We start from the raw sequence: 25,183 nt of genomic DNA, 5'->3' as shown, positions 1-25,183 counted from the left end.
TCAGACGGTGTCGCCGGCCGAGCGACGCTGGCGCGAGCGCACCACGGCGAAGGTGACGCTGGCGACGAGGCCGCCCCAGACCAGCAGCAGGGCGACGACCATGAGGGCGATGGCGGGAGTGGTCATGGGATCGGCTCCGGCTCGAAGTCGCGGGTGGCGTCCGCGTGCCACGGACGCGAGGTCAGCACCAGTCCGAAGACCAGGGCGAGGGCGGCGGCACCCCAGCCGACGATGACCAGGAAGTCGATCGGCAGGCCCTCGTAGGGCTCGGTCAGCTCCCGCCGCAAATTGTCGAGGGTGACCGCACCGAGGAGCACCGGGGTGACGCCGATCAACGCGACGGTCCACCAGCGGCCCAGCGGCAGGTCCGACACCCCGTCGGCGTGCCGCCGCAGCTCCCCGAGCCGTCGCAGGGCCCAGGCGACCACGATCACCTCGACGAGGCCGACCACGGCCACCCCGAAGCTGTTGACGAAGTTGTCGACCGTGTCGAGCAGCGTGACGCCGAGCCCGGTGCCGTACAGCAGCGACACCAGGGCGGTGATGCCTCCGAGGATCCCGACGGCGCGGCGGCGGGTCCAGCCGAACTTGTCCATGACGGCCGAGGCGCCGGCCTCGGTGATGGAGATCAGCGACGACAGTCCGGCCGCGACCAGGGACGCGAAGAACAGCACCCCGAACGCCCGGTTGAGCGCCGGCAGCTCCGAGACGATGGTCGGGAACACCACGAACGCCAGGCCGACGCCGCCGGCGGCGACGTCCTCCACGGCCGCCCCCTGCGACGCGGCGAGGAAGCCGAGGGCGGCGAACACGCCGATGCCGGCCAGCAGTTCGAACGACGAGTTCGCGAACCCGGCGATGAACCCGTTGGTGGTCAGGTCCGCGCCCTTGCGTGGCAGGTAGCTCGCGTAGGTGATCATGATCGCGAACCCGACCGAGAGCGAGAAGAAGATCTGCCCGTACGCGGCGACCCACACGCTGCCGTCGCTCAACGCGCTCCAGTCGGGGCTGAACAGCGCGTCGAGACCGGCGGTCGCGCCCTCGAGCGTCAGCGCCCGCACCACCAGCACGGCGAAGGTGAGCGTCAGCAGCGGGATCAGGACCCGGTTCGCGCGCTCGACACCACGTCGCACGCCGCCGAGCAGCACACCCAGCGTGACGACCCAGACGAGCACCAGCGGGATCATCACCCCCGGGCGGATCCCGCCGAGGTCCCACGGCCCGGTGGCCCCGAGGTAGTCCTCGAACAGGAACGCCTCGGGGTCGTCCCCCCACGACAGGTCGAACGAGAACCACGTGTAGGCGGCGGCCCAGGCGATGACCACGGCGTAGTAGCTGGCGATGAGGAAGCACACGCCGACCTGCCACCAGCCGAGGAACTCCGCGCGTGGGTGCAGCCGCCGGAACGTCAGCGGTGCGCTGCCACGGAAGCGGTGCCCGAGCGCGTACTCGAGCACCAGCAGCGGGATGCCGGCGGTCAGCAGCGCGACGAGGTAGGGCACCAGGAACGCGCCGCCGCCGTTGTCGTAGGCGACGTAGGGGAACCGCCAGATGTTGCCGAGACCGACCGCGGATCCGATGGCCGCCAGCAGGAAGCCGGCCCGGGTCCCCCACTGTTCACGCTCTTCGGCCATGACCGCCTCGTTCTCCGCTCCGCCAGGACCTGCGAAGGACACCGCGTCCGGGGCCTTCCGCCGGACAACTCGCCCTGGCCGAGCGGCCATGGCCGTGGCAGATCGGTGCTTGCTAGGCGCGGCGACGCGCCGGCGGGTCAGCCGGAGAACGTGGCCGTCACGCCGGTGCCGTCCGGGTCGGCGCGCAGTTGCCACCCCGGACCCGGGTCCGCCTCGCGGGCGAGCCCCGCGGCATCGAGGTCGGGGGCGCGCAGCAGCGCGGCCGTGAGCCGCCCCTTGCAGACCTTCGTCCGGGCCGCGTTGGCGGCGCGGCCGTCGGGCCGCACGAAACGGACGGTCACGACGGCGAGACGCTCCCGCACGGCGAGGTCCCACACGCGGGCGTGCTCGGCCGGCAGCAGGTCCCACACCCGCCGGCCGGCGGCGAGACGCGCGATCGGACCGGCGAGCCGGTCGCGCCACCACGGACCGATCCCGCCGAGCGACGGCAGCCGTGCGGCCACCTCGAGGCGGTAGTCGGGCACGGGGTCGGCCAGGGCGACCAGCCCCAGCAGCGCCGAAACGATGCGTACGTCGGCGCCCGCGGTGTCCGGGTCGAGCTCGGCGAGCCCCGCGTTGCCGTGCACCACCCCGGTGTAGCGGCGGTGTCCCGGTCGCGTCGGGGCGTCGGGCAGGGCTTGCAGGAGCTTGCGGGCGTCGGCGACCTTCGCCGCGCCGACGCCCGCCAGGCGGGCGAGTGCCGCGTCGTCGAGGCCGTCGAGGTCGCCGGTCACCGCGGCGAGCAGCTCGCGCCGGGCGGGACCGAGCGGTCCGGTGTCGGCCGCCACCACGGCACCGTGGGGCGGACCGTCACCGCCGGGCGCCTTGCCCTTCGAGGGCGGCAACAGCACCAGCGGTCGGCTCACGGCTGGCGTCGCAGACCGAGCAGGACCGCCAGCGCGACCGACAGCCCGAGCAGCGTGACCCCGAGCGGGACGTGCAGCGACGAGGCGACGGCGTTGCCGGTGCGGTGTCCGACGTAGCCGAGTCCGGTCTGCCCGACGAGCCCGATCACCAGCACGACGGCGAGCCCGAGCGGGAGCGCACCGGCGCGGCGGACGAGCACCAGGCCGGCCTGCACCACGGCGAGCCCGAGCACCCCGTGCCCGACGCCGCCGTGGAGGCCGAACAGGCCGCCGTCGACGAACAGGGCCTGTCCGGCCAACGCCGCCTGCAGCAGGATCCCGAGCGGCACGAGCCAGCTGGCCACCCGCAGGGCGGTGTCGAGCCCGCCGGGGGTGGACGTCGCCGTCGCGGTCATGCCGTACCGCCGGCGAGCACCACGTCGAGGTCGACGTCGGCGGGCGTGTCGAACCGGAAGGTCGCGTGCCCGACCCGGTCCTGCGGGCCGACGCCGACCGCCACCATGCCCGCGGCCAGGGCCGCGTCGACGCCCGAGGTCGCGTCCTCGACGACGACACACGCCTGCGGCGCGACGTCGAGCAGTCGGGCGGCCTCGAGGAACAGGTCGGGGGCCGGCTTGGCCCGCTCGACGCTGTTGCCGTCGGCGATCGCGTCGAACGCCTCGGTCAGCTGCAGCTTGTCGAGCACCAGCCGGGCGTTCCTGCTCGACGAGCCGATCGCCACGCGCAGGCTGCGGGCCTTGGCGTCGTCCACGAGCTCCACCGCACCCGGCAGCGCGTCGGCCGGCGACATGTCGGCCAGCGAGGCGACGTAGTAGTCGTTCTTGCGGGTCATCCACTCCTCGAGCGTGGCCTCGTCGACCTCACGGTCGCCGAGCAGAGCGAGCAGCGACTCGCGCCGCGACAGGCCCCGCAGGGACTCGTTGGCCTCGCGGTCGAACGGCAGGCCCTCCTCGTCGGCGAGGCGCTGCCAGCCGAGATAGTGCTGTTCGGCGGTGTCGGTGATCACGCCGTCGAGGTCGAAGACGACGGCGCGCAGGGGCTCGGACACGGTGGCTCCTAGCGGCGGTGCGAGCGGCGGTGGACGGCGTCGCGGCGCACGCGACGGCCGCGGCGGTCGTCGCGCACGCTACCCGGCGACACCGAGGACCACGGTCGGCGTGCCGGTCACCAGCGGTCGTGGACGTGCTCGCGCACCGAGCGGTCGTAGAGGTCGGCGATGGCGTCGGTGGTGTCCTCGTCGAGCGGGGGGAGCTCCATGACGGCCGCGTTGGCGCGGGCCTGCTCCGGGTTGCGCGCGCCGGGGATGGCGAGCGTGACCCCGTCGCGGTCCAGCAGCCACCGCAGGGCGAGCTGGGCCGGCGTGACCCCCTCGGGCGCGAGGGCGGCGAACTCGCGGGCGGCGGCGACGCCGACCTCGTAGGGCACGCCGGCGAAGGTCTCGCCGACGTCGAAGGCCTCGCCGTGGCGGTTGAAGTTGCGGTGGTCGTCCTCGGCGAACTGCGTGTCCTCGGCGTACTTGCCCGACAGCAGTCCGCTGGCGAGCGGCACGCGGGCCAGGACGCCGACGTCGTGGGCGACCGCCTGCGGGAGCACCTCCTCGACGGGCCTCTGCCTGAAGGCGTTGACGATGATCTGCAGACTGGCGATGTCCGGGTGGGCGATCGAGCGCAGCGCCTCGTCGACCGTCTCGACGCTGACGCCGTAGGCCTTGAGCGCGCCCTCGTCGCGCAGGTCGTCCAGGGTCGCGAACACGTCGTCGGCGTCGAGGACGTCCGACGGCGGGCAGTGCAGCTGCACGAGGTCGAGCGCGTCCATCTCGAGGTTGCGGCGGCAGCGCTCGACCCACCGGCGGATCGCGTCGGGCGTGTACTCCGCGGCCACGTGGGGGTCCGCGCGCCGCCCGACCTTGGTCGCGACGAACAGCTCGTCGGCGTCGGTCCCGAGGTCGCGACGGAAGCGGGCGATGAGCTGCTCGCTGCGGCCGTCGCCGTAGACGTCGGCGGTGTCGAGCAGGCGGACGCCGGACTCGACCGCGGCGTGCAGCGTGGCGAGTGCGTCCTGCTCGGTCACCTGGCCCCAGTCACCGCCCAGCTGCCAACAGCCCAGACCGATGGGCGGGACGGACCGGCCGGTGTCACCGAGCGGGCGGGGTGCGTCGGACATCAGGGCGCTCCTTCGAGCAGGTCGGGTGCGGACTCGTACCACGTCGACGTCGTCTCCGGCTACCCGCTACCGCGGCCGGTCAGCACGATCCAGCCGACGACGACGCCGACACCGGCGGTCAACCAGGCGGTGTACTCGCCCACGTGGGCGGTGTGCACCGCACGCAGCGCCCGGACCGGCGCGCCGAGACGGCCCGGCTCGCGCCGACCACGCCAGCGTGCCGCCGCGACACCCCCCAGTCCGGCCGCGACCGCGGCGAGGGCCCCGGTCGCCAGCGAGGACGCCTCCCAGAACAACAGCGGCTCGACCACCGGCCGCGGCCAGACCCCCTCGCGACCGAGCAGCACCGCCACGTGCGCCGGCTGGTCGTGGAACCACCCGGCGGCCGTCGCCAGGGCCGCGCCCGTGCCCGGGACCAGCGGCACCAGCAGTCCGGTGGCGAGCAGCACGGCGGGCACCACGACGAACGTGCGTGGCAGGTGCGCTGCCGGCTCGGGATGGTCCTCGGCGACCTTCCCCAGCGGGTCGTCCGGAACGGGCCAACCGGTGACCAGGTGCGTGACGAAGCGCAGTACCGCGGCGCCGGTCAGCACCGCGGCCAGGTAGAGCACCGGCACCAGGGCGGACGCCCCGGCATCCTCGGCGGCCTTCGACAGCGCCGCCTTGCCCGCATAGAGACCCGACGGCGGCAGGCCGGCGAGGGCGAGCCCGCCCACGGCGAGCAGCACCGTCATCACCGGCAGCTCCTGCCACCGGCCGCTGAGGTCGGCCAACTGCAGCTCCCCGTAGTGGTGCAGCGCCAGGCCGGCGACCAGCAGCAGACCCAGCTTCATCGGGGCGTGGCCGAGCACGTAGGTGGCCACGGCCGCCGTGGCCTCGGGAGCGGACAGGCCGACGCCGGCGGCGGCGATGCCGAGGTGGGACACGCTCGAGAACGCGAGCAGGCGCTTGAGCTGGTTCTGGCACAGCGACATCACCCCCGCGAGGACGGCGGTCGACGCCCCGCCGACCAGCAGCACCTGGGCGACGGGACCGTGCACGTCCCCGCCCAGCGCCAGTCGGTCGATCCGCGCGATGCCGTACAGGCCGAGCGGCAGCAGGATCGCGCCGAAGAGCCCGGCGTGCTGGACCGTGGTCGCGGTGTGCAGGTCGGCATGGGCGAAGTGGAACGGCACCAGACCGGCCTTGACCGACAACCCGGCGACCACCAGCCCGATCGCCAGCGCCGCCCCGGCGCCCCAGGCCCCGGGGGTGAGCGTCTCGGCCACCGCGCCGAGGTTCGGCGTCCCGAGCTGGCCGTGCAGCAGGCCGACCCCCGACAGCAGCAGCACGGCACCCACCGTGCTGGTCACGGCCATGTTCATCGCCGCCGGCAGGGCCGCCGGATCGTCGGTCTTGCCCGCGGTGATCGCGTAGACGGTGATGCCCATCAGCTCCAGGAACACGAACATCGTGAACAGGTCGCCGGCCAGGACGAAGCCGTTGGCGGCGGCCAGCAGCAGCGCGGTCAACACGTGCGTCAGCCCGCCGCCGCGCGCCCCGGCGACGGCGAAGTGGACGAAGGCGGCGGTGATCAGCGCACTGATCAGCGTGACGAAGCCGGCCGCGACCGGGTCGGCGACGAACGGCACGCCGACCGGTAGCCCGTCGATCGGACGCCACTCCCCCAGGTGGTGCACCAGTGGACCGTCCATGGCGTGGCGCGTGGCCAGCACCCCCACCACGGTCGTACCCGCCGCCGTGAGGATCGCGACCACGTCCGGGGCGTACCGGGTCCCATCGACCACCGGGACGCGGGTCAGCGCGGCCCCCAGCAGCGGCAGGGCGACCAGCAGCGGCAGGAGCTGGCCCGCGTCAGCCACGGAGCACGTCCAGATCCTCGGGATCCAGCGTCTGGTAACGGCGCTGCACCCGTACGACACAGGCCAGCAGCAGCGCACTGACCGCGACGCCGACCACGATGTCGGTCACCGTGAGCGCCTGCACGAGCGGGTCGGCCAGCGCCGCGGTCGCGGGGACCTCGTCGTCGACGACGGGCGCCGTGACCCCTTCGCGGTGGCCGACGCCGATCAGCAGCAGCCAGGCTCCCGAGTGGACCAGGGAGGTGCACAGGACGGTGTGCAGCAGGTTGCGGGTGGTCACGATGCCGTACAGGCCGGCGCCGACCAGCCAGGCGGCCACCACCAGCGGCAGGGTGTCGGCGACGGCGCTCATCCCGGCTCCTCGCGTTCGAGCGGTTCCTCCTGGACCTCGGCCACGATGAGCAGCACGGCCGCACCGGCCTCGATGGCCACCAGCAGACTCAGGGCGAGGATCGTCCCCGACGACACCAGCTCGCCGAGGACCCCCAACGGCAGCACGTTGGCCAGGAACGCTCCGGCGACGACCAGCCCCGCGAGGCCGACGACGACGTAGCCACCGAGGCTGACCGCTTCGAGGATGTCGAGCTGCCGGTCCGGCGCGAAGTGGCGTTGGGCCCGGTAGCGGCCCGCGAGGAAGACCAACGCGAGGGCGGTCACGGCCAGGGCACCGGCCTGGAGACCGCCGCCGAGGCCGAGATGCCCTCGGAACGTGACGTAGACGGCGAACACGGCCGTGGGCACCACCAGGGCCAACGCGGCCGCCCGTACCGCGTCGGAGGTGGGTGGGGCCTCGCGACCGGGTGCGCCCGAACGCGGTTCGGACCGACGCTGCTCACCAGGCAGCTCGCGCAGCACCAGTTGCAGGCCTGCGGACGCCGCGAACAGTGCCAACGCCTCGCCCAGCGTGTCCGTGGCGCGCAGGTCGAACAGCACCCCCGACACCGTGTTGGGCGAGCGCTGCTCGACGGCGAGCTCGACCAGGGCCGCCGCGAGGTCGCTGTCGGCCGAGGTCGCCGGCGCCAGGTCCACCAGGCCGACCACGAAGGCCAGCGCCAGCATCCCGCCACCGGCGGCGAAGACCAGCAGTCGGCGACGGCCGCGCGTCCGGCGGCTGCTCATTCGGCCCGCCCCCGCAGTTCGGCGAGCGTCACGAAGATCAGCAGCGGGACGACCAGGCCACTGACGACCACCTGTGCCAACGCGGCGTCGGGTGCCATGTAGAGCAGGAACACGAGCGCGAGCACGAGCCCGAACAGGCCGAACACCAGCGCCTGGTGCACGGTGTCCCGGGTCAGCACCACGGCGGTTCCCAGGACCCCGACGAGCAGGACGGCCAGGATGCGGGCGACGGTCATTCGACCACGTCCGGGGCGTTGTTCCGCAGACGGTGCACGTCGCCACGCGCCAGACCGGCACGGGCCGTCGCGTGCGTGGCGACCGGCGCCGCCACCTGGAGCACACCGACCACGATCGCGATCCTGGCCGTCGTCCGGTCGGCTCCGAAGGTGGCCAGGGCGGCCAGCAGCAGCGCCGCCGAGCCGACGTGGGCCACCGGACCGAGGAAGTGCAACCGGTCGAGGGCGTCGGCGCCGAGCAGCACGCCCGCCACCGCGACCACGGCCGTCGCCACGAGCACCACCAGCGCGAGCACCGTCAGCACGGTCACAACCAGCGCTCCAGGGACCGGGCGTACACCAACGAGCCCGCCAGCGAGAGCACCGCCAGTGCCAGCGCCACCTCGAGGAACAGGGTGCGTTGCGCGGCCACGGCCACGACCACGGCGGTGATCGGGGCGAGCACGCTGGCCAGCTGCAGTCCGACGACCCGCGAGAGCGTGTCCCCGCGAAGGACGGCGGCAGCCCCGACGCACAGCAGGACCACGAGCGTGACCGCGGTGACGACCCAGGGCGTCACGGCGCCGGCTCCGACAGGCGTGGGTCGATCCGGGGCCCGGGCGTGGGACGCAGCACGTGCACGATCGCCGTCTGCTCCCGCCGGTCGAAGCCCAGCAGGATCGTGTTGGGCTGCAGCGTTGTGGCGATGATCGCCACCACGTGGCGGGTGGTGTCCCGGGCCCCCGACGGCCGACGGTCCTCCTCCGCGCCGGCGCGGTCGTCGTCACCGCCCTCGTCCGCACGCCCCTGCGGCGAACTGGCCCGGAAGGGCACCTCCTCGATGCTGCCACCGACCTCGCGCCGACCGAGCAGGTCGAGCAACGAGCGCGTCACGAGCCAGCTGTCCCGCAGGACCCCGACGACGATGGACGGCAGCAGCGGGAGCCACACGGCGACCGTGGCCGGCCGGTGACCGAGGCGCCGCCGCAGAGCAGCCCCGCCCACGCTGGCTGCGATCCCCAGCGCTGCGGCGGCCAGGAGGTCGTGCCAGTGCAGGCTGCCGGCGAACAGCAGCCAGACGCCGGCCACCAACCCGCCCTCGAGCAGCAGTCGGCCGCCGGTCCCCTGGTGTCCCTGGCGGGAGACGTCGTCGTCCACGATTGGCCCTCAGCCGGTCGGCGTGTCGGTGGGCGGGTCGATCTCCCGGGCGCCCTGCGCGGTCGCCAACTCCGCCGGGCGGGCGGACCAGGTGTCGGGCTGCAGTGCCGGTGTCGCGCCACCGGTCCCCCGGCGCACACCTCCGAGGATCTCCAGCAGGGCCTCGGTCGCCGAGATCCGCGGGGCCCAGCCGAGTTCACGGCGCGCCCGACCCGCGTCCAGCAGCGGTGTCCGCAACGCCAGGTCGAACCAGCCGACGTCGACCGGGTGGAGCCGGGCCGCCCACGTGGCCCGCACCGCGGTGCGGGCCAGCCGCACCGGGACGTCGACGGTGCGCGCCCCGAGCAGGTCGGCGATCTCCTCGAGGCCGAGCACCGGGTCGGCGGCCAGGTTGAAGGCCCCGCGCACGTCGCGGACGACACCGGCGTGGAACGCGTCGGCGACGTCACCGGTGTGCAGGGCCTGGAACTGCAGCCCCGGCACGTTGGGCAGGACGGGCACCGCCCCGGGACGCGCCAGGGCGTTGGGGAACAACGAGCCGAGGAACAGTCGGCGCAACCGCGACGCCGCCTCGGCCTTGAACAGCAGCGCCGGTCGCAGGCGCACGATCCGACGGGACGGCTCCCGGGCCTCGGCCGCGTCGAGCAGTCGCTCGACGTAGGCCTTCTCACGCGAGTAGGGCGAGGTGGGGATGCCGTGGGTGGGCCAGGACTCGTCGACGGCGCGCCCGTCCGCCGGACCGGGCGAGTAGGCCCCGACCGACGAGGCGTAGACGAGCACGGGCACGTCCTCGGCCTCGACGGCGGCCAGCACGTTCGCACTGCCCTCGGCGTTCACCCGCCAGAGTCGCGACAGGTCGCGGCTGGGCTGGATCAACCACACGAGGTGCACCACCGCATCCGCCCCGCGCACCACGCGTCGCAGGCCGTCGACGTCCTCGACGTCCCCCGACTCCCAGACGAGCTTGGGGTCCATGCTCTGGCGCGGTACGTGGCGGGCCACACCGACGATCTGCGTGACGGCGTCGTCACGGGCCAGCGCACGGACCACGCTGGTCCCCACGTTGCCGGTGGCACCCAGGACGACGACGCGCATCGGCGGCACTCCCGTTCTCGCTTCGCACGTGGTCTCCCTCGTGCGCGGACCTCGTGCGGGGGGCGGTGACGCTAAGCGCGGTCGGCGTCCGACGCAGGGGACGGCCCTGCCGAACGGTCGCGGCAGGGCGCAGGACGGCGGCCGTTCGGCCACACCGTCCAGCGGGTCCGGACGAAGTCGGTGGCCGAACACCGTGCACGCGTCCACATCCGCATCCGGCTTCGACCATGATCCGCCGCACGCACAGGGAGGTGTGCGACCAACGACCGAGGGGATGGCGGATGCCTGAGTTCGACCTCGAGACGATCGACCTCGTCATCATCGGCTTCTACATCGTCGGCATCCTCGCCATCGGGTTCTGGGTCGCCCGTGGGACCGAGGACTCCGAGGGCTACTTCCTGGCCGGGCGCGGCATGGCATGGCCGCTGGTCGGCTTCTCGCTGATCGTCACCAACTTCTCCGGGACCCAGTTCCTCGGGCTGGCCGGCGCCGGCTACGACACCGGGATCGCGGTCTGGAACTTCGAGTGGATGGCGACCCTCGTCCTGCTCGTGTTCGCCGTCCTGATCCTGCCGATCTACCTGCAGTCGAAGATCCAGACCGTCCCCGAGTTCCTCGAGTTGCGCTACGACCGTCGCTCCCGGTGGGCCTTCTCCGGCTTCACGGTCGTCTCCGGCATGCTGATCGACTCCGCCGGTGCGATGTTCGCCGGCGCGCTGGTGCTGCAACTGCTGTTCCCCGAAGTCCCCCTGATGGTCCACATCGTGGGCATCGCCCTGCTCGGCGGCATCTACGTCATCCTCGGCGGCCTCAAGGCCGTCATGATCACCGACACCATCCAGGGCGTGCTGCTGTTCGTGGCCAGCGGCATCATCTTCGTGCTGGTCTTCCGCGAGTTCGACTTCGACTGGGGCGCGATCCCCGAGCTCGCCCCCGAGGGCGGGTTCACCGTCGCCCCGCCACCGGACGACGACTTCCTGCCCTGGCCCGGCATCTTCACCGGTGCCATCTGGCTCGGGTTCTACGTCTGGGTCACCAACCACGTCGTGGTGCAGCGGGTGCTGGCGGCGAAGAACCTCGACCACGGCCGCTGGGGCGCGCTGTTCGCCGGCCTGATGCAGCTGCCCCTGCTGGTGCTGTTGATCTTCCCCGGGATCCTCGCCCGTGCGGTGTTCGAGGACCTCGAGGACCCCGACCTCGCCTGGCCGGCGCTGATCTTCGAGTTCATCCCGGTCGGCCTCCGGGGCCTGATCGTCGCTGCCCTGATCGCCGCGCTGATGTCGACGCTGGACTCGGTCCTCAACGGCGCGTCGGCGCTGGTCATCAACGACTTCGTCAAGGTCCGCGACAAGGAGTACAGCGAGCAGCAGCTGCTGCGCATGGGCCGCATCCTCGTCGGTGTCTTCATGGTGATCGCCGCGGCCTGGGCCCCGGTCATCCTGCAGTTCGACACCCTGGTCGAGTACTTCCAGTCCTTCCTCGGTTACGTGACGATGCCGGTGGTGATCGTCCTGCTCAGCGGGATCTTCTGGAAGCGCGCCTCCGCGGCGGGCGCCTTCTGGACCCTCGTCGTGGTGACCCCGCTCGGTCTGGCCGGGTTCTTCTCGGGCGAGATCTTCGGGTGGCACGACATCCAGTTCCTCTACGGCACCGGCATCATGGTCGTGCTCAGCGTGGTCAGCCTGGTCGCGATCTCGCTGATGACCACCGCACCCGATCGTGAGGCCATCAAGGAAGTCGTCTTCGACCGTGGCACCTGGGCGCAGGAGTCCGAGGAGCTGCAGGGCAAGCCGGTCTACAAGAACTACCGATGGCTGTCGCTGGCACTGTTCATCCTGACCGTCGTGGTCGTCGTCCCCTTCATCTGACACGTGTCCCCCGACCGTCCCCGTCATGTCGACGGCAGGCCCGAGACAAGGAACCGGCCATGGTGATGTTCCCGACGACCGTGCTGGTCGCCACCGACGGGACGGGACTCAGCCGCCGCGCGCTGCTGACTGCCGTCGAACTGTGCCGCGCGACCTCGTCACCGCTGCACGTGGTGCACGCCAAGGTCACCTCGACGGTGCTGCGGGGGCGACCGATGACGCCCCAGCAGCGCACCGCCACCGAGGAGGAGGGCGAGCAACTGCTCGCGCGCGAGGCCGCCGCAGCCGCGGAGGCCGGCTGGGAGGTCGCCGGCACGCACCTGCGGCACGGTGAGCGCACCGACCGCGTCATCGCCAAGGTCCAGGAGGAGCTCCAGGCGGGACTGCTGGTGATCGGTGCCAGCCGCAGCGGCTCGGTCGTCGAGCGGCTGTTGACCCCGACCGGGACCGGCACCGTCCGCAAGGCGTCCGGTTCCGTCCTCGTGGTCCGGGACTGAACGCCGGACGACGAGGTCGGATCACTCGGCGAGGCGGCGGTTGGCCTCGGCGCCCATGAGCAGCAGTCCGCCGTCGACGTTGAGCGACGTGCCGGTGGTGTAGGCGGCCTGCGGCGAGGCCAGGTAGGCCACGGCGTGCGCGATCTCGAACGCGTCGCCCGGACGTCGGACCGCCAGGCCCGGGCGGGAGGTCGTCCGAGGGTCGTCGTCGTGCTGGTCGGTCATCTTCGTGGCGATCTCGCCCGGCGCGACGGCGTTCACCGTGACGCCGTGCTCCCCCAGTTCGAGCGCCATCACCTTCAGCAGCAGGCCGAGCCCGCCCTTCGCCGCGCAGTACGCCGACGAGCCCCGCAGCGGCACGTGTTCGTGCACCGAGGTCACGGCCACGATGCGCCCCCCCTCGCCGCGTCGGACCATCGAGCGCGCGGCGGTCTGCATCACCAGGAAGGCCCCCGTCAGGTCGACGTCGAGCACCTGTCGCCACTCGTCGAGTCCCTGGTCGAGGAACGGCGTCTCGGATCCTTCCCCGGCGTTGTTGACCAGCACGTCGAGGTGACCGAGCTCCTCGATCAGCTCCTCGACCACCTTCGGACTCGCCAGCGGATCGGTCAGGTCGAGGCGACGCACCACGGCGCGCTGTCCGATCGTCTCGATCTCCCCGGCGGTGCCCCGGGCTCCGTCCTCGTTGCCCGCGTAGGTGAGTCCGACGTCGTAGCCGGCGCGGGCGAGGACGACGGCGGTGGCCTTGCCGATGCCGGAGCTGGCCCCGGTGACGATCGCGGTGCGGGACACGGGCGGATCCTTCGGTCGTCGGAGCAGGTGGAGCGAGGACCACAGCCTGCGTGGCCGGGACCGCCACGGCCCCGCGGTGGCAGCACCAACGGCCGGGGACCGCGCCTGGCCGCCCGGCCGGTCGGCTGCCAGCATCGCTACGCCCGCGACCTGGAGCGAAACGTCCGTGAGCCTCTCCGACCGTCGTCCCGACCTGGACCCCGCCGTGGCGGATCGGCTCGACGCCCTGACCCCGTTGTTCCTGCCGGCGCTGCGTGACAGCGCGGGCCGCCACGACCTCGACGGGCAGGTGCCCGACCTCGGGGTCGACGCGGTCCGACGAACCCTCGACGGTCTGGGCGCTGGCGAGCTGCGCGACGGCACCGGTGCGGGCGTCGAGCAGACGCAGCGCTCGGGACCCGGTGCCCACGACGACGCACACCTGCGCGCCTTCGAGGCGCTCGCCCGGGTCGAGTACGGCGAGGCCCGGATGCACCGACGCAGCGCCCGCCCGTGGCTGCAGGCACTCGACGTGTCCGGCTACGCCCGTCCGTATGCGCCCGAGACCGAACGCGCCGCGGCGCGGCGTCGGCACCTGGCGGCCTGGCCCGCGACGATCGAGACCGCCGTCGACACCCTCGACGACGTTCCTGCCCCGTTGGCCGCTGGTCTGCTGCGGTCGGTGCACGGGGTCGCGACCGGGGTCGACCCGGACGAGGAGCACGCCACCGAGGCGATCGCGGCCCATGCCCGCCTCGTCGGGCACCTCGAGCGACTCGCGACCGACGGGGACCCCGACGCCGCCCTCGGCGGGGAGCTGTTGGCCCGCTGGCTCGGTGCCGGCGAGGCCATGGAGGTCGACCTCGGGGCACTCGAGGCGACGTCCGACCGCGAGCGCGACCGGCTGACGGAGCTGTTGACCGAGGCCTGTCGCGCGATCGATCCCGACCGCCCGACCCGTGCCGTCGTCGCCGACCTGCTCGACGACCATCCCGACGCCGCAGGGGTGCTGACGACCGCACGTGAGCTCACCGACGAGGTGCTCGCGTGGGTCGACGGAGCCGGCCTGCTGCCCGAGCTCGGTGGCACCTGCGAGGTCGCCCCGAGCCCACCGTCCCGGCGCTGGGCGACGGCCATGATGTCGTGGTCGGCCACCTACGAGCCCGATGGACCGTCGTTCTACTACATCACGCCCCCGGACCTCACCTGGGACCCGCAGCGCCAACGTTCCTGGCTGTCGGCGTTCTCGCACAGCACCCTGCCGTCGACCACGGTGCACGAGGTCGCACCCGGCCACTTCTCCCACGGCCGGGCCCTTCGCCGGCTCGACAGCGACGTGCGTCGGCACCTGCACTCGGCGTCGTTCGTCGAGGGTTGGGCCCACTACGCCGAGGAACTGCTGGTCGAGGAGGGGTACCGCGCACACGACCCACGTTTCCAGGCGGGCGTCGCGCTCAAGGCGCTGCTGCGGGTGACCCGGCTCGCCGTCGCCATCGGCCTGCACCGACGGACCATGGGCTACGACGAGGCCGTGCAGCGCTTCCGTGACGACGCCCTGCTCCGCGACGCCCCGGCCGAGGCGGAGGCCGCCCGGGGCACCTTCGACCCGACCTACGGCCGCTACACGTGGGGCAAGCTCGAGATCCTGCGGCTGCGCGACCAGGCACGCGCCCGCTGGGGTGCCGGGTTCACGGCGCGGCGATTCCACGAGGCCGTGCTGGCGCTCGGTGCGCCCCCACTCGGGCTGTTGCCGGCCGCCCTCGACGCCGCGGACGACGAGGCCTCGACCACCGGGCCGTGACGGCCCTCGCGGGGCATCGTCGTGCCCCCGACCGGGGACCGGGGGCACGACACGACGGGGCCGCCCGCGGACGGTGTCAGTCGCGCGACGACGACCCCGCGTCCGAGGGGCTGTCGGCGCCGGCGGCGCTGATCGCCGCCTCCTGCTCCGCCTGCTGCTCGGGATCGGGCGGGCTGTCCTCGGCGACGGCCTCCTCGATCTCCGGCGGCGGCGGGCCGGTGCGCACGTCGTCGACGATGCGCGCCGTGATGGCGGCCACCGGCACCGCCAGGAACGCACCGAGGATCCCCAACAGCAACGAGCCGGCCGTGATCGACAGCAGTACCACCAGCGGATGCAGGTGGATCGCCCGGCCGAGGATGATGGGCTCCAGGACGTTGCTCTCGAGCTGCTGCACCGCGAGCACCAGGCCCAGGACGATGAGCCCGGTCGTCAGTCCGCCGTCGGCGAGGGCGACCAGCACGGCCAGCGCACCGGTCGTGACCGCACCGACGATGGGGAACAGTCCACCGAAGAAGATCAGCACGGCCAACGGCAGTGCCAGTGGCACGTCCAGGATCAGCAGGCCGACGCCGATGAAGACGGCGTCGACGAACGCGACGAGCAGCTGGCCGCGGAAGTACTTGCCGAGCGTCTCCCAGGCCTGGTCGAGTGACTGACGAGCCCGCGCACGTCCACGACGAGGCATCGTGGCGACGAACCCGTCACGCAACCGCTTGCCGTCCTTGAGGTAGAAGAACAGCACGACGAACAGCAGCAGGAACCCGATCAGCGCCTCGAACGCGGCGAACGCCGCGCCGGCGGCCTGGCCGGCGTACTCGCCGAGGTCACCGAGTTGGTCCTGGGCCATCTCGACCAGGTCCGACAGCCCGCCGACCTGGAGCCCGAACGGCTCGTCGTCGAGCCACGCCTCGATCTCGTCGATGCCTTCGGTGGCGGACTCCGTGAGTTCCGGGATCTGGTTGACCACCAGGGGCACCATCGCGCCGATCACCCCGGCGATCGCACCGACGGCGATCAGGATGGCGAGCAGCGACGACAGCGCGTCGGGCACCTTGACCTTGCGCAGGGCGTTGGTGATCGGCCGCAGCAGGGTCGCCGGGAACAGCGCCAGGACGACCGGGATCACCAGCACGGTGACCATCGACATCAGATAGAGCACGACCGCGACGATCGCCAGGATGCCCAGCATCGCCCAGCTGGTGCGCCCCGTTCGCCACAGGCGTTCGGTTCCTGGAGAGGGTGACGGCGGTGCGCTCACGGGCAGGGGCTCCTGGATCGACGACCTCGACGGTAGGTGTCCGCGCAGCGGACGACAGCGGGCGGCACCGACCAACGACGGGACGACCGGCGCGCTCGCCGTGCCACCCCGCCGGCTCGCTCCGCGCGCCGGACCACGTCCGACTCGACGACACCAGGTGGTGCGCACGGCGTGCGCGACTGCGCGTGCAGCAGTCGGACGGCCCCGGGAAGCGGGCCGTCCGCCCCCTGCAGTCGCGCACCACCCGGCCGACCGGTTTCCTACCGCGCGCGCCGCCGCGCTCCGCTCCGTCTGTCAGGACCCTCGATGCTCCGCTCCCGCCTCGCGACCGACCTCGGCCGGCTCGCGCTGAACCTGCGCTTCGCCTGGTACGGCCCGACCCGCGCCGTCTTCGAGGAGCTCGACCCGGTCGCCTGGGAGCGCACCGGGCACGATCCGGTCCGCCTGCTCGAGCAGTGCGGGGACCAACTCGACGCGGCTGCCCGGCGGCCGGGCTACGCCGCCCGGGTCCAGGACGCCGCCGAGGAACTCGCCACCTACCTCGACGCCGACGACACGTGGTACGCCCGCAGTGGGGGCGACGCGAGCCGCGTGGTCGCCTACTACTCGGCGGAGTTCGCCCTCGCCGACTGCCTGCACACCTACTCGGGTGGGCTCGGCGTGCTCGCCGGTGACCACCTGCGGTCCGCGTCGGACCTCGGCATCCCGTTGGTGGGGATCGGTCTGGCCTACCGCGACGGCTACTTCCTGCAGCGGCTCGACGCGTCCGGATGGCAGCACGCCGAACCGGCACGCAACGACTTCCACCGCGCCCCGGTCAGCCCGGTCGTCGGCGCCGACGGCCAGCGGCTGACCGTCGAGGTGCCCATCGGTGACGGCCGCGTGGTCGCCCAGGCCTGGCACGTCGCCGTCGGCCGGATCTCGCTCTACCTGCTCGACACCGACGTCGAGGCCAACCTGCCGCACCACCGGGACATCACGGGGCAGCTCTACGGCGGCGACGACGACCTGCGCCTCCGCCAGGAACTCGTGCTCGGGGTCGGCGGCGCGCGCCTGCTGGAGGCGCTCGGGGTCGAGGTCGCGGTCCACCACCTCAACGAGGGCCACGCGGCCTTCGCCGGTCTCGAGCGGCTGCGTACGCACCTACGCGCCGGTGCGGACCTGCCCGCGGCCATCGAGCAGGTGCGCCGCGAGCTGGTGTTCACCACGCACACCCCGGTGCCGGCCGGCCACGACGAGTTCGGCTGGGACCTCGCCGCGTACCACCTCGGTCCGTTGGCCGGCGAGCTGCAGGTCGACTTCCCGGCGCTGTGGCAGCTGGCCACGGCACCCGGTGAGGAACGGTGGTCCCAGACGGTGCTGGCGCTCGCCCTGGCCGGCCGCGCCAACGGCGTCGCCCGCCTCCACGGTGAGGTGTCGCGCCGGATGTGGGCCCGGTTGTGGCCCGACCGCGCGGTGGACGACGTCCCGATCGGGCACGTGACCAACGGCGTGCACCCCGGACTGTGGGTCGGCCCGGAGCTGGCGGCACTCTTCGACGCCCGGCTCGGTGACGACTGGCGGGCCGGGGAGGGACCTGCCGTGTGGCAGGACGTCGCCAAGATCGAGCCGGCCATGTTGTGGGGCACCCACGTGCGTGCGCGGCGCCGCCTCGTCGGCGAGGCGCGCGACCGGCTGGCAACGCAGCGTCGTCGGCTGGGCGTCGGCACCGACGGCCGAGGGCTGGACCCCGACGCGCTGACGATCGGTTTCGCCCGCCGGTTCGCGACCTACAAGCGCGCGACCCTGCTCGCGCACGACCTCGACCGGCTCGCGGCCATCCTCGGTGACGACGAGCGTCCCGTACAGGTGCTCGTGGCCGGGAAGGCGCACCCGCGCGACGACGCCGGCAAGCACCTCATCCAGCACCTGGTCGGGTTGTCACGCGACCCGCGGCTCAAGGGCCGGCTGGTCTTCCTCGAGGGCTACGACCTCGACCTGGCCCGCTCCCTGGTCGCGGGGGTGGACGTGTGGCTCAACAACCCGCTGCGCCCACTGGAGGCGTCGGGGACCTCGGGCATGAAGGCCGCGATGAACGGGGTGCTGAACCTGTCGATCCTCGACGGCTGGTGGGACGAGGCCGTCGCCGACCTCGCCCCGCACGCCGAGGTGGGCTTCGGGTGGGCCATCGGTGACCGCGAGGAGGGGGGCGACGAGCACGCCCGTGCCGCCGCCGACGCCGACGCGCTCTACCGCCTGCTGGCCGAGCAGTTGGTCCCCACCTTCTACGACCGCGACCACGACGGCGTGCCGCACCGCTGGGTCACGATGATGCGTGACGCGATCGGGCTGCTCGCCCCGACCTTCTCGACCCACCGCATGGTCGGCGACTACGTCACCGGGGCGTACCGCCTGGTGCCTGCCCGCTCCGAGGCGGTCTGACCGACGTGCCGACCGCACGAGCGCGGACGTCTCACGCGAGGCCGGCGGCCCGGCGCAGGCGGTCCTGGACCGCCCGCCCGACGCCGGCCTCGGGGACGGTCTCGACGACCAGCACGTCGACGCCCGCGTCCTCGGCGTCCCGCAACAGGCCGTAGAGCCGGCGTGCCAGGTCAGCGGCATCCGTGAAGCGGCCGATCTCGAGGACGTCGTCGGGCGCCGGCGCGCGGGCCACCAGGCCCACCCGGGCACCACTGGCCGCCAGATGCCGGGCGGCGGCGGCGGCCCGGGCCGGAGCGGCGAGCTCGACCCGACACCGCGGGGCGTAGTGCCGGTAGCGGGTACCGGGCGAGGCCCGCCGGGCGTCGGGGGTCGCCGCCCCCAGCAGACCGAGCGACTCCCGGGTCACCGAGCCCTCACGCAGGACCACCGGACGCTCCCCGCGGGCGTCGACGACCGTGGACTCGACCCCGACCGTCGTCGGTCCGCCGTCGAGGACCACGTCGACGGCGGTTCCCAGGTCGGCGGTGACGTGGTCGGCCAGCGTCGGCGAGGGTCGGCCGGAACGGTTGGCCGACGGGGCCGCGACCGGCAGACCGCTCGCGTGCAGCAGCGCCTGCGCGACCGGGTGATCGGGAATGCGGACCGCCACGCTGGCCAGACCACCCGTCGTGACCGCCGGCACCCGCGGGTGCGCGTCGAGCACCAGGGTCAACGGCCCGGGCCAGTACTCGCGCGCCAAGCCACGTGCGAGCGGCGTCCAGACCGCCACCGTCGGCACCTGTTCGTCGTCGGCGAGGTGCACGATCAGCGGATTGTCGGCGGGCCGCCCCTTGGCCGCGAAGATCCTCCGGACGGCGGGGGCGCGCAGGGCGTCGGCGCCCAGTCCGTAGACCGTCTCGGTCGGGAAGGCCACCAGCCCGCCGGCCCGCAGGGCCGCCGCGGCGCGGGCCAGCGCCGCGGGGTCGACGGGGACCGTCACGGTCGACTCCTCCCTGCCGGGCTCGACTCGGGGTCGCTGCGAGCAGGTCAGGATAGGCCAGCCCCGCGAGGACGAGGTGTCAGCCGGTGAGCCGGGCCAGCTCCTCGAGGTCGAGGTGCAGGGTGAGCTGCAGGGGACCCCCCGGCGCGCCGTCGGTGTGCCAGGCCTCGGCGTTGCACGCCAGCACGTAGGGCGGTACCAGCGAGGCCAGCAGCTGCAGGCCGGTGTGCCACTCCTCGGCGGTCTCGACCGGCAGCTCCCCCAACTCGTGGCCGTGCGGACCGACGACCGCCACGCGACGTGCCTGGCGCAGGGAGCGCGGGAGCACCGGATGCAGCTCCACGCGGAGCTGGAACGGCTCACCGGACCCGTCCCTCGTGGCGGCGAGCTCCCACAGGTCGTGCTGGAAAACGTCCGTGCCGACCACGGCCAGGTCGTCCGCACCGTCGACGACCAGACGGCGAGCGCGGGGTCGTTCGGAGCCCATACCGCGTCCTCCCTCCGGTGGTGGACCGAGGCAGCCTGCCGCAAGGCCGGACGGTGGTTCCGCGGTGGGCCCAACGGACGGCGGTAACCGTGCCTCGACTCAGCTGGACTGGGAGGGTGGTTCACGGTACGCGACCGCGTCGGCGGCTCGCGCCCGAGGCCCCGACCCGCTAGACACGTGGCCGACAGGGAGCGGAGCATGGTCGACGAGTACGACGTCGTGGTGATCGGCGCCGGCCCCGCCGGCGAGAACGTGGCCGACCGTGCGCGCCGACACGGGTTGTCGGTGGTGGTCGTCGAACGGGAGCTCGTCGGCGGGGAGTGCAGCTACTGGGCGTGCATGCCGTCCAAGGCGCTGCTGCGTCCCGGGGAGGTGCTGGCGGCCGCGCGCGCCGTCCCGGGTGCCGCGACCGCGGTGACCGGGAGCATCGACGCCGAGGCCGCGCTCCGGGCCCGCGACCGTGCCGCGTCCGGGTTCGACGACCAGGGGCAGGTGTCGTGGCTCCGGGAGGCCGACATCACGCTGGTCCGGGGACAGGCGCGTCTGGCCGGCCCCCGGACGGTCGAGGTCACCACCGCGGACGACACGACCCGTCACCTGACCGCACGCCGGGGGGTCGTCGTCGCCGTCGGCACCCGCAGTGCCGCTCCGCCGATCGAAGGTCTCGATCGGACCCGGGTATGGGACAACCGTGCCGCCACCGAGGCGTCCGCGGTCCCCCGCCGGTTGCTGGTCCTCGGCGGTGGCGCCGTGGGGGTGGAGCTGGCACAGGCCTGGCGGCGGCTCGGGTCCGAGGAGGTCACGCTGGTCGAGCGCGGACCGCGACTGCTGTCCACCGAGGAACCGGCCGCCGGCGAACTGCTCGGTGACGCCCTGCGCGTGGACGGGATCCGCGTCGAGCTCGGCGCGGAGGCCGTCGAGGTGCAGCGCGCGAGCGACGACGCCCCGGTCGAGCTCCGACTCGCCGACGATCGCACGCTCGTCGCCGACGAACTGCTCGTCGCCGTCGGTCGTCGCGTCCCCAGTGACGACCTCGGCCTCGACACCGTCGGCGTCGAGCCGGGCCCCCGGGGCGTCGTCGCGGTCGACGACCACCTGCGCGTGCCCGGACACGCCTGGCTCTTCGTCGTCGGCGACGCCAACGGTCGGGCGCTGCTGACCCACCACGGCAAGTACCAGGCCCGCCTGGTGGGCGACGCGCTCGCCGACCTCGAGGTGGACCCGCCGTGGGCCGACCGGCGGGCGCTCACCCGGGTGGTCTTCACCGACCCGCAGGTCGCCTCCGTCGGGCTGACCTCACGGCAGGCCCGCGAGGCCGGGCTCGACGTCGTCGAACGGCAGGTCGGTCTCGACAGCGTCGCCGCCGCGTCCCTGCTCGGTCAGGGCCTGCGCGGGCTCGCCCACCTGGTGATCGACACCGGGAGGGACGTCGTGGTGGGTGCCACCTTCGTCGGCCCCGGTGCGGGCGAGTTGCTGCACGCCGCCACGGTCGCGATCGTCGGCGAGGTGCCGCTGTCGCGCCTGGAGCATGCGGTGCCGCCGTTCCCGTCCATCTCGGAGGTGTGGTTGCGCCTCCTCGAACAGCATCGAACGGAAGGCCGACGATGACCTCCCCCACGTCCGAGGACCTGGCCACGCAGGTCCGGCTCCTCTCCGGCCGCGACAACTGGAGCACCGAGGCCGTCGAGGGGCACCGACCGGTCGTGGTGGCCGACGGCCCGCACGGGGTCCGCCGGCCCGACGCCGACCAGCTCGGGATCGGTAGCGCCCTGCCGGCCACCTGCTTCCCGACCGCGTCGTCGTTGGCGGCCAGCTGGGACCTCGACCTGATCGAGCAGGTGGGCGCCGCGCTCGGTCGTGAGTCGCGCGCCCGCGACGTCGACGTGCTGCTCGGACCGGGGCTCAACCTCAAGCGGCACCCGGCCGGCGGACGCAACTTCGAGTACTTCTCGGAGGATCCGCTGCTGTCGGGCCGGATGGCGGCCGCGATGGTGCGCGGGCTGCAGTCCCAGGGGGTCGGAGGCTGTCTCAAGCACTTCGCCGTCAACAACCAGGAGGCCGGACGCATGGTCGTCGACGTGCTCGTCGACGACCGCACGCTGCGCGAGCTGTACCTGACCGGGTTCGAGATCGCCGTGCGCGAGTCGGCACCGTGGACGGTGATGTGCGCCTACAACCGGGTCGGCGGCACCTACTGCTCGGACCACCGCTGGCTGTTGACCGACGTCCTGCGCGACGAGTGGGGCTTCGACGGGGTCGTGATGAGCGACTGGGGTGCCGTCAACGACCGGGCCGCCGCGGTCGCCGCCGGGCTCGACCTCGAGATGCCCACCAGTGGCAAGGCGTTCGACCGCGAGGTGGTCGCCGCGGTCGAGCGCGGGAAGCTCGACGCCGCCGCGGTGGAGCGCAGCGTGGCACGGCTCGCGCGCTTGGCCGAGCGGGCCGAGTCGGCCGTGGCCGACGGGCTCGCGGGCGCCGACGACGCCGAGGCCCATCACGTCCTGGCCGGCCGCGCCGCCGCGGCCGGCACGGTGCTGTTGACCAACGACGGGATCCTGCCGCTGGCGTCCCCGGGCCGCCTGGCCGTGATCGGCGGCTTCGCGACGCGACCCCGCTACCAGGGGGCGGGCAGCTCCCAGGTCACGCCCACCCGGCTCGACACGGCACTCGACGCCTTCCGCGACCGACTCGGCGACGACACCCGCGTCGCGTTCGCCCCCGGCTACGCGCTGGACGGTTCGACCACCGACACGCTGGTCGAGGCCGCCGTTGCGGCCGCCCGCGACGCGGACGTGGCCGTGGTGTTCGCCGGGCTCCCCGGCGCCTACGAGTCGGAGGGCTTCGACCGCGACCACCTGCGGCTGCCCGACGGGCACACCCGTCTGGTCGAGGCCGTCGTGGCGGTCAACCCCCGGACCGTGGTCGTCCTCGCCAACGGCGCGCCGGTCGAACTGCCGTGGGCCGACCGGCCCGCAGCACTGGTGGAGGGTTACCTGGCCGGACAGGCCGGCGGCAGCGCGATCGTCGACGTGCTGCTCGGCCACGCCGAACCCGGCGGGCGACTGGCCGAGAGCTTCCCCGTGGCGGCCGAGGACCTGCCGGCCTCCGCCGCGTTCCCCGGGGAGCCGCGTCAGGTCCGCTACCTGGAGGGCCTGCACGTGGGGTACCGGTTCCACGACACGTTCGCGGTGCCGGCCCGCTTCCCCTTCGGCCACGGCGGCTCCTACACCACCTTCGCGTGGTCCGAGGTCGAGGTGAACGGCGCCGGCCAGCGCTTCACCGTGTCGGTGACCGTGACCAACACCGGCGAGCGTGCCGGCAGCGAGGCCGTGCAGGTCTACGTCGCCGACGTCGACGCGACGGTGCACCGCCCGGCCCAGGAGCTGCGCGGCTTCGCCAAGGTCCACCTGGCGCCCGGGGAGGCCGAGCGGGTGCACGTCGACCTCGGCCCGCGCGCCTTCGCGCACTGGGACGTCGAGCGCCGGGACTGGCTGGTCGCGGCCGGCACGTTCGAGGTGCGGGTCGCCGCCTCGTCGGTGGACGTGCGCGAGCGGGTGCGCATCGAGGTCGACGGCGAGTCCGAGGTGCCGGCCTCGCCACACCGGCCCGAGCCGCTCGCCGACGAGGCGACGTTCGCGGCCATGTTCGGGCGGGAGGTCCCCGATGCGGACCCGGTGCTCCCGCTGCACCGCAACTCGACGCTCGACGACCTCGCGGCGACGCCGCTCGGGCGTGCGGTGCAGCCGCTGCTGGCGCGGGCGGCGAGCCGGGCGATGCTCGGATCGCTGCACGAACCCGACGCGGCGACCCGCCGCATGTTCGCGACGATCCTGCGCGAGTCGCCGCTGCGCTCGCTGGTGCTGTTCGGGCAGGGACGCCCGTCACTGGCTGCCCTCGACCGGGTCCTGCGGGTGCTCGACCTGCAGCCTTCCCGGCGGCGACGCTGACGGTCGCCGGCCGTCAGCGGGTGCCCGCCACGGTCTCGGCGTCGAGGGCGTCGAGTTCGCGCGCCACGTCGTCGACCGACAGGGCGAGCAGCCCCGCGAAGGGCTCGTCGGCGAGCGGATCGCCACGCCGGCCCGCCCACAGCACCCGGTGACGGTCGGCGCGCTCGACGGGTGGCCCCCAGGTCGTGGGCGGGGTGGGGCCGAACAGCACCACCGACGCCGTCCCCATCGCCGTGGCGAGGTGGGCCACCCCGGTGTCGCCGCACACGACGCGTCCGGCCGCCGCGACCACCCCGGCGAGTTCTGCGAGGTCGAGTCGCCCGGCGAGCACGTCGGTCTCCGGCAGACCGGCCGCACCGGCGACCTCGAGCGCGAGCGCACGCTCCCCCGCGGAGCCGGTGACCACCACGCGCCGGCCCCGCCGACGTTCACGGGCGGCGATCGCCGCGAAGCGTCCGGCGGGCCAGCGACGGGCCCCCGACTTCGCGCCCGGGTGGACGACCGTCGCCCCCCGCGCCGCCGCGGCCACCGGTCCGGTCGGGGTGGGGGCGCGCAGGTCGAGCTCGGTGGGATCGGCGTCGGCGCCGGCAGCTTCGACGAGCCGGCACCAGCGCACGACCTCGTGCTCGTCGTCGCGCCACACCGGCCCGCCGGCAGCGTCGGGCACCTGCGGGTGCGCGAACGTGACCAGGCGACCGGGTCGTCGCGCCAGCAGCAGACGCGCGCTCTGCGGCCCGCTGCCGTGCAGGTTCACGGCCACGTCGACGCGGTCGGTCAGCGTCGCGGGCAGCGGTTCGAGCTCGCCGACCGGCAGGTGCCGGTCGACGACGTCGACGAGCCCGACGAGCGGTCCCAGCCACCGAGGGGTGGCCAGGACCAGTTCGTGCCCCACGAAGGCGCGACGCAGGCCACGCAGGGCCGGCACCGCGGTGAGCAGGTCGCCCAGTCCGAGCGCCCGCAGGACCAGCAGTACCGGCCGGGTCGGCACGTCGGTCACCGG

At 73.7% G+C, this 25,183-nt stretch carries 25 protein-coding genes; 6 read left to right on the top strand and 19 right to left on the bottom strand.

Features of this window, described 5'->3' with window-relative positions:
• The 14 genes from ELR47_RS09655 to ELR47_RS09600 form a co-directional block, all read right to left on the bottom strand.
• Entirely contained in the window at window positions 1-126 is a 126-nt protein-coding gene (locus ELR47_RS09655; protein ID WP_130649711.1) for a methionine/alanine import family NSS transporter small subunit, read from the bottom strand.
• Window positions 123-1,634: a sodium-dependent transporter gene (locus tag ELR47_RS09650; RefSeq protein WP_188584371.1), complete on the bottom strand. Its 1,512-nt coding sequence runs from the start codon at window positions 1,632-1,634 to the stop codon at window positions 123-125. Before ELR47_RS09650 ends, ELR47_RS09655 begins: the two co-directional genes overlap by 4 nt.
• A 137-nt stretch (window positions 1,635-1,771) precedes the next feature.
• Window positions 1,772-2,539 (bottom strand): peroxide stress protein YaaA, encoded by a 768-nt coding sequence (gene yaaA, locus ELR47_RS18340; RefSeq protein ID WP_165403980.1) that lies wholly within the window; start codon window positions 2,537-2,539, stop codon window positions 1,772-1,774.
• A complete protein-coding gene (locus tag ELR47_RS18335) occupies window positions 2,536-2,934 on the bottom strand; it encodes a hypothetical protein (protein ID WP_165403979.1) in 399 nt (132 codons plus the stop codon). The genes yaaA and ELR47_RS18335 overlap by 4 nt, the downstream gene beginning before the upstream one ends.
• Entirely contained in the window at window positions 2,931-3,587 is a 657-nt protein-coding gene (gene pgmB / locus ELR47_RS09640) for a beta-phosphoglucomutase (RefSeq protein WP_130649708.1), read from the bottom strand. Before pgmB ends, ELR47_RS18335 begins: the two co-directional genes overlap by 4 nt.
• A gap of 116 nt (window positions 3,588-3,703) precedes the next feature.
• Entirely contained in the window at window positions 3,704-4,702 is a 999-nt protein-coding gene (locus tag ELR47_RS09635; RefSeq protein ID WP_130649707.1) for an aldo/keto reductase, read from the bottom strand.
• A 59-nt stretch (window positions 4,703-4,761) separates the two neighbouring features.
• Complete coding sequence (locus tag ELR47_RS09630) at window positions 4,762-6,564, bottom strand: complex I subunit 5 family protein (protein WP_130649706.1); 1,803 nt, start codon at window positions 6,562-6,564, stop codon at window positions 4,762-4,764.
• Window positions 6,557-6,916 (bottom strand): sodium:proton antiporter, encoded by a 360-nt coding sequence (locus ELR47_RS09625; RefSeq protein ID WP_130649705.1) that lies wholly within the window; start codon window positions 6,914-6,916, stop codon window positions 6,557-6,559. Before ELR47_RS09625 ends, ELR47_RS09630 begins: the two co-directional genes overlap by 8 nt.
• Window positions 6,913-7,683: an MnhB domain-containing protein gene (locus ELR47_RS09620; RefSeq protein WP_130649704.1), complete on the bottom strand. Its 771-nt coding sequence runs from the start codon at window positions 7,681-7,683 to the stop codon at window positions 6,913-6,915. Before ELR47_RS09620 ends, ELR47_RS09625 begins: the two co-directional genes overlap by 4 nt.
• On the bottom strand, window positions 7,680-7,919 hold the full coding sequence (locus ELR47_RS09615) for a DUF4040 domain-containing protein (RefSeq protein ID WP_130649703.1): 240 nt from the start codon (window positions 7,917-7,919) through the stop codon (window positions 7,680-7,682). The genes ELR47_RS09620 and ELR47_RS09615 overlap by 4 nt, the downstream gene beginning before the upstream one ends.
• The gene (locus ELR47_RS18330; RefSeq protein WP_165403978.1) at window positions 7,916-8,230 is read right to left on the bottom strand and encodes a monovalent cation/H(+) antiporter subunit G; all 315 of its coding nucleotides are present in this window, start codon (window positions 8,228-8,230) and stop codon (window positions 7,916-7,918) included. The genes ELR47_RS09615 and ELR47_RS18330 overlap by 4 nt, the downstream gene beginning before the upstream one ends.
• On the bottom strand, window positions 8,227-8,478 hold the full coding sequence (locus ELR47_RS18325) for a monovalent cation/H+ antiporter complex subunit F (RefSeq protein ID WP_165403977.1): 252 nt from the start codon (window positions 8,476-8,478) through the stop codon (window positions 8,227-8,229). Before ELR47_RS18325 ends, ELR47_RS18330 begins: the two co-directional genes overlap by 4 nt.
• Complete coding sequence (locus ELR47_RS09605) at window positions 8,475-9,056, bottom strand: hypothetical protein (RefSeq protein WP_130649701.1); 582 nt, start codon at window positions 9,054-9,056, stop codon at window positions 8,475-8,477. The genes ELR47_RS18325 and ELR47_RS09605 overlap by 4 nt, the downstream gene beginning before the upstream one ends.
• A gap of 9 nt (window positions 9,057-9,065) precedes the next feature.
• Window positions 9,066-10,151: an NAD-dependent epimerase/dehydratase family protein gene (locus ELR47_RS09600; RefSeq protein ID WP_130649700.1), complete on the bottom strand. Its 1,086-nt coding sequence runs from the start codon at window positions 10,149-10,151 to the stop codon at window positions 9,066-9,068.
• 281 nt (window positions 10,152-10,432) lie between these two features.
• Between ELR47_RS09600 and ELR47_RS09595 the strand changes: the two genes are divergently transcribed.
• Window positions 10,433-12,019, top strand: a complete 1,587-nt coding sequence (locus tag ELR47_RS09595; protein ID WP_130649699.1) for a sodium:solute symporter family transporter — start codon at window positions 10,433-10,435, stop codon at window positions 12,017-12,019.
• Window positions 12,020-12,078: 59 nt separating this feature from the next.
• Entirely contained in the window at window positions 12,079-12,516 is a 438-nt protein-coding gene (locus ELR47_RS09590; RefSeq protein ID WP_165403976.1) for a universal stress protein, read from the top strand.
• 21 nt (window positions 12,517-12,537) lie between these two features.
• On the opposite strand, the gene ELR47_RS09585 is transcribed toward ELR47_RS09590, so the two are convergent.
• A complete protein-coding gene (locus ELR47_RS09585) occupies window positions 12,538-13,308 on the bottom strand; it encodes an SDR family oxidoreductase (protein WP_188584376.1) in 771 nt (256 codons plus the stop codon).
• Between the two features lie 166 nt (window positions 13,309-13,474).
• Between ELR47_RS09585 and ELR47_RS09580 the strand changes: the two genes are divergently transcribed.
• Window positions 13,475-15,088, top strand: coding sequence for a DUF885 family protein (locus tag ELR47_RS09580; protein ID WP_205745175.1), 1,614 nt, complete (start codon window positions 13,475-13,477; stop codon window positions 15,086-15,088).
• Window positions 15,089-15,164: 76 nt separating this feature from the next.
• Here the strand turns inward: ELR47_RS09580 and ELR47_RS09575 are convergent, their stop codons facing one another.
• The gene (locus ELR47_RS09575; protein WP_130649695.1) at window positions 15,165-16,349 is read right to left on the bottom strand and encodes an AI-2E family transporter; all 1,185 of its coding nucleotides are present in this window, start codon (window positions 16,347-16,349) and stop codon (window positions 15,165-15,167) included.
• A 306-nt stretch (window positions 16,350-16,655) separates the two neighbouring features.
• Here ELR47_RS09575 and glgP point away from each other — a divergent pair, with 306 nt between their 5' ends.
• Window positions 16,656-18,770, top strand: a complete 2,115-nt coding sequence (gene glgP, locus ELR47_RS09570; protein ID WP_130649694.1) for an alpha-glucan family phosphorylase — start codon at window positions 16,656-16,658, stop codon at window positions 18,768-18,770.
• A gap of 31 nt (window positions 18,771-18,801) precedes the next feature.
• On the opposite strand, the gene ELR47_RS18680 is transcribed toward glgP, so the two are convergent.
• The gene (locus ELR47_RS18680) at window positions 18,802-19,749 is read right to left on the bottom strand and encodes an L-threonylcarbamoyladenylate synthase (protein ID WP_130649693.1); all 948 of its coding nucleotides are present in this window, start codon (window positions 19,747-19,749) and stop codon (window positions 18,802-18,804) included.
• Between the two features lie 79 nt (window positions 19,750-19,828).
• Entirely contained in the window at window positions 19,829-20,236 is a 408-nt protein-coding gene (locus tag ELR47_RS18675) for a hypothetical protein (RefSeq protein WP_130649692.1), read from the bottom strand.
• A 198-nt stretch (window positions 20,237-20,434) separates the two neighbouring features.
• On the opposite strand from ELR47_RS18675, the gene ELR47_RS09555 reads away from it, so the two are divergent.
• Window positions 20,435-21,844: a dihydrolipoyl dehydrogenase family protein gene (locus tag ELR47_RS09555; protein WP_130649691.1), complete on the top strand. Its 1,410-nt coding sequence runs from the start codon at window positions 20,435-20,437 to the stop codon at window positions 21,842-21,844.
• Window positions 21,841-24,183, top strand: a complete 2,343-nt coding sequence (locus ELR47_RS09550; RefSeq protein WP_130649690.1) for a glycoside hydrolase family 3 C-terminal domain-containing protein — start codon at window positions 21,841-21,843, stop codon at window positions 24,181-24,183. Before ELR47_RS09555 ends, ELR47_RS09550 begins: the two co-directional genes overlap by 4 nt.
• A gap of 13 nt (window positions 24,184-24,196) precedes the next feature.
• On the opposite strand, the gene ELR47_RS09545 is transcribed toward ELR47_RS09550, so the two are convergent.
• The gene (locus tag ELR47_RS09545; protein ID WP_205745174.1) at window positions 24,197-25,180 is read right to left on the bottom strand and encodes a glycosyltransferase family 9 protein; all 984 of its coding nucleotides are present in this window, start codon (window positions 25,178-25,180) and stop codon (window positions 24,197-24,199) included.
• Window positions 25,181-25,183: the final 3 nt, after the last annotated feature.

Source organism: Egicoccus halophilus (assembly GCF_004300825.1).
Classification (GTDB): domain Bacteria; phylum Actinomycetota; class Nitriliruptoria; order Nitriliruptorales; family Nitriliruptoraceae; genus Egicoccus; species Egicoccus halophilus.
The sequence above is the reverse complement of the archived record's forward strand: the minus strand, read 5'-3'. Positions and strand labels throughout refer to the sequence as shown.

Bases quoted from the DNA above. Each gene is read 5' to 3' on its own strand.
- ELR47_RS09655 (WP_130649711.1), bottom strand. From the start codon at position 126: ATGACCACTCCCGCCATCGCCCTCATGGTCGTCGCCCTGCTGCTGGTC.
- ELR47_RS09650 (WP_188584371.1), bottom strand. From the start codon at position 1,634: ATGGCCGAAGAGCGTGAACAGTGGGGGACCCGGGCCGGCTTCCTGCTG.
- ELR47_RS18335 (WP_165403979.1), bottom strand. From the start codon at position 2,934: ATGACCGCGACGGCGACGTCCACCCCCGGCGGGCTCGACACCGCCCTG.
- ELR47_RS09635 (WP_130649707.1), bottom strand. From the start codon at position 4,702: ATGTCCGACGCACCCCGCCCGCTCGGTGACACCGGCCGGTCCGTCCCG.
- ELR47_RS09625 (WP_130649705.1), bottom strand. From the start codon at position 6,916: ATGAGCGCCGTCGCCGACACCCTGCCGCTGGTGGTGGCCGCCTGGCTG.
- ELR47_RS09620 (WP_130649704.1), bottom strand. From the start codon at position 7,683: ATGAGCAGCCGCCGGACGCGCGGCCGTCGCCGACTGCTGGTCTTCGCC.
- ELR47_RS09615 (WP_130649703.1), bottom strand. From the start codon at position 7,919: ATGACCGTCGCCCGCATCCTGGCCGTCCTGCTCGTCGGGGTCCTGGGA.
- ELR47_RS09600 (WP_130649700.1), bottom strand. From the start codon at position 10,151: ATGCGCGTCGTCGTCCTGGGTGCCACCGGCAACGTGGGGACCAGCGTG.
- ELR47_RS09595 (WP_130649699.1), top strand. From the start codon at position 10,433: ATGCCTGAGTTCGACCTCGAGACGATCGACCTCGTCATCATCGGCTTC.
- ELR47_RS09590 (WP_165403976.1), top strand. From the start codon at position 12,079: ATGGTGATGTTCCCGACGACCGTGCTGGTCGCCACCGACGGGACGGGA.
- glgP (WP_130649694.1), top strand. From the start codon at position 16,656: ATGCTCCGCTCCCGCCTCGCGACCGACCTCGGCCGGCTCGCGCTGAAC.
- ELR47_RS18675 (WP_130649692.1), bottom strand. From the start codon at position 20,236: ATGGGCTCCGAACGACCCCGCGCTCGCCGTCTGGTCGTCGACGGTGCG.
- ELR47_RS09555 (WP_130649691.1), top strand. From the start codon at position 20,435: ATGGTCGACGAGTACGACGTCGTGGTGATCGGCGCCGGCCCCGCCGGC.
- ELR47_RS09550 (WP_130649690.1), top strand. From the start codon at position 21,841: ATGACCTCCCCCACGTCCGAGGACCTGGCCACGCAGGTCCGGCTCCTC.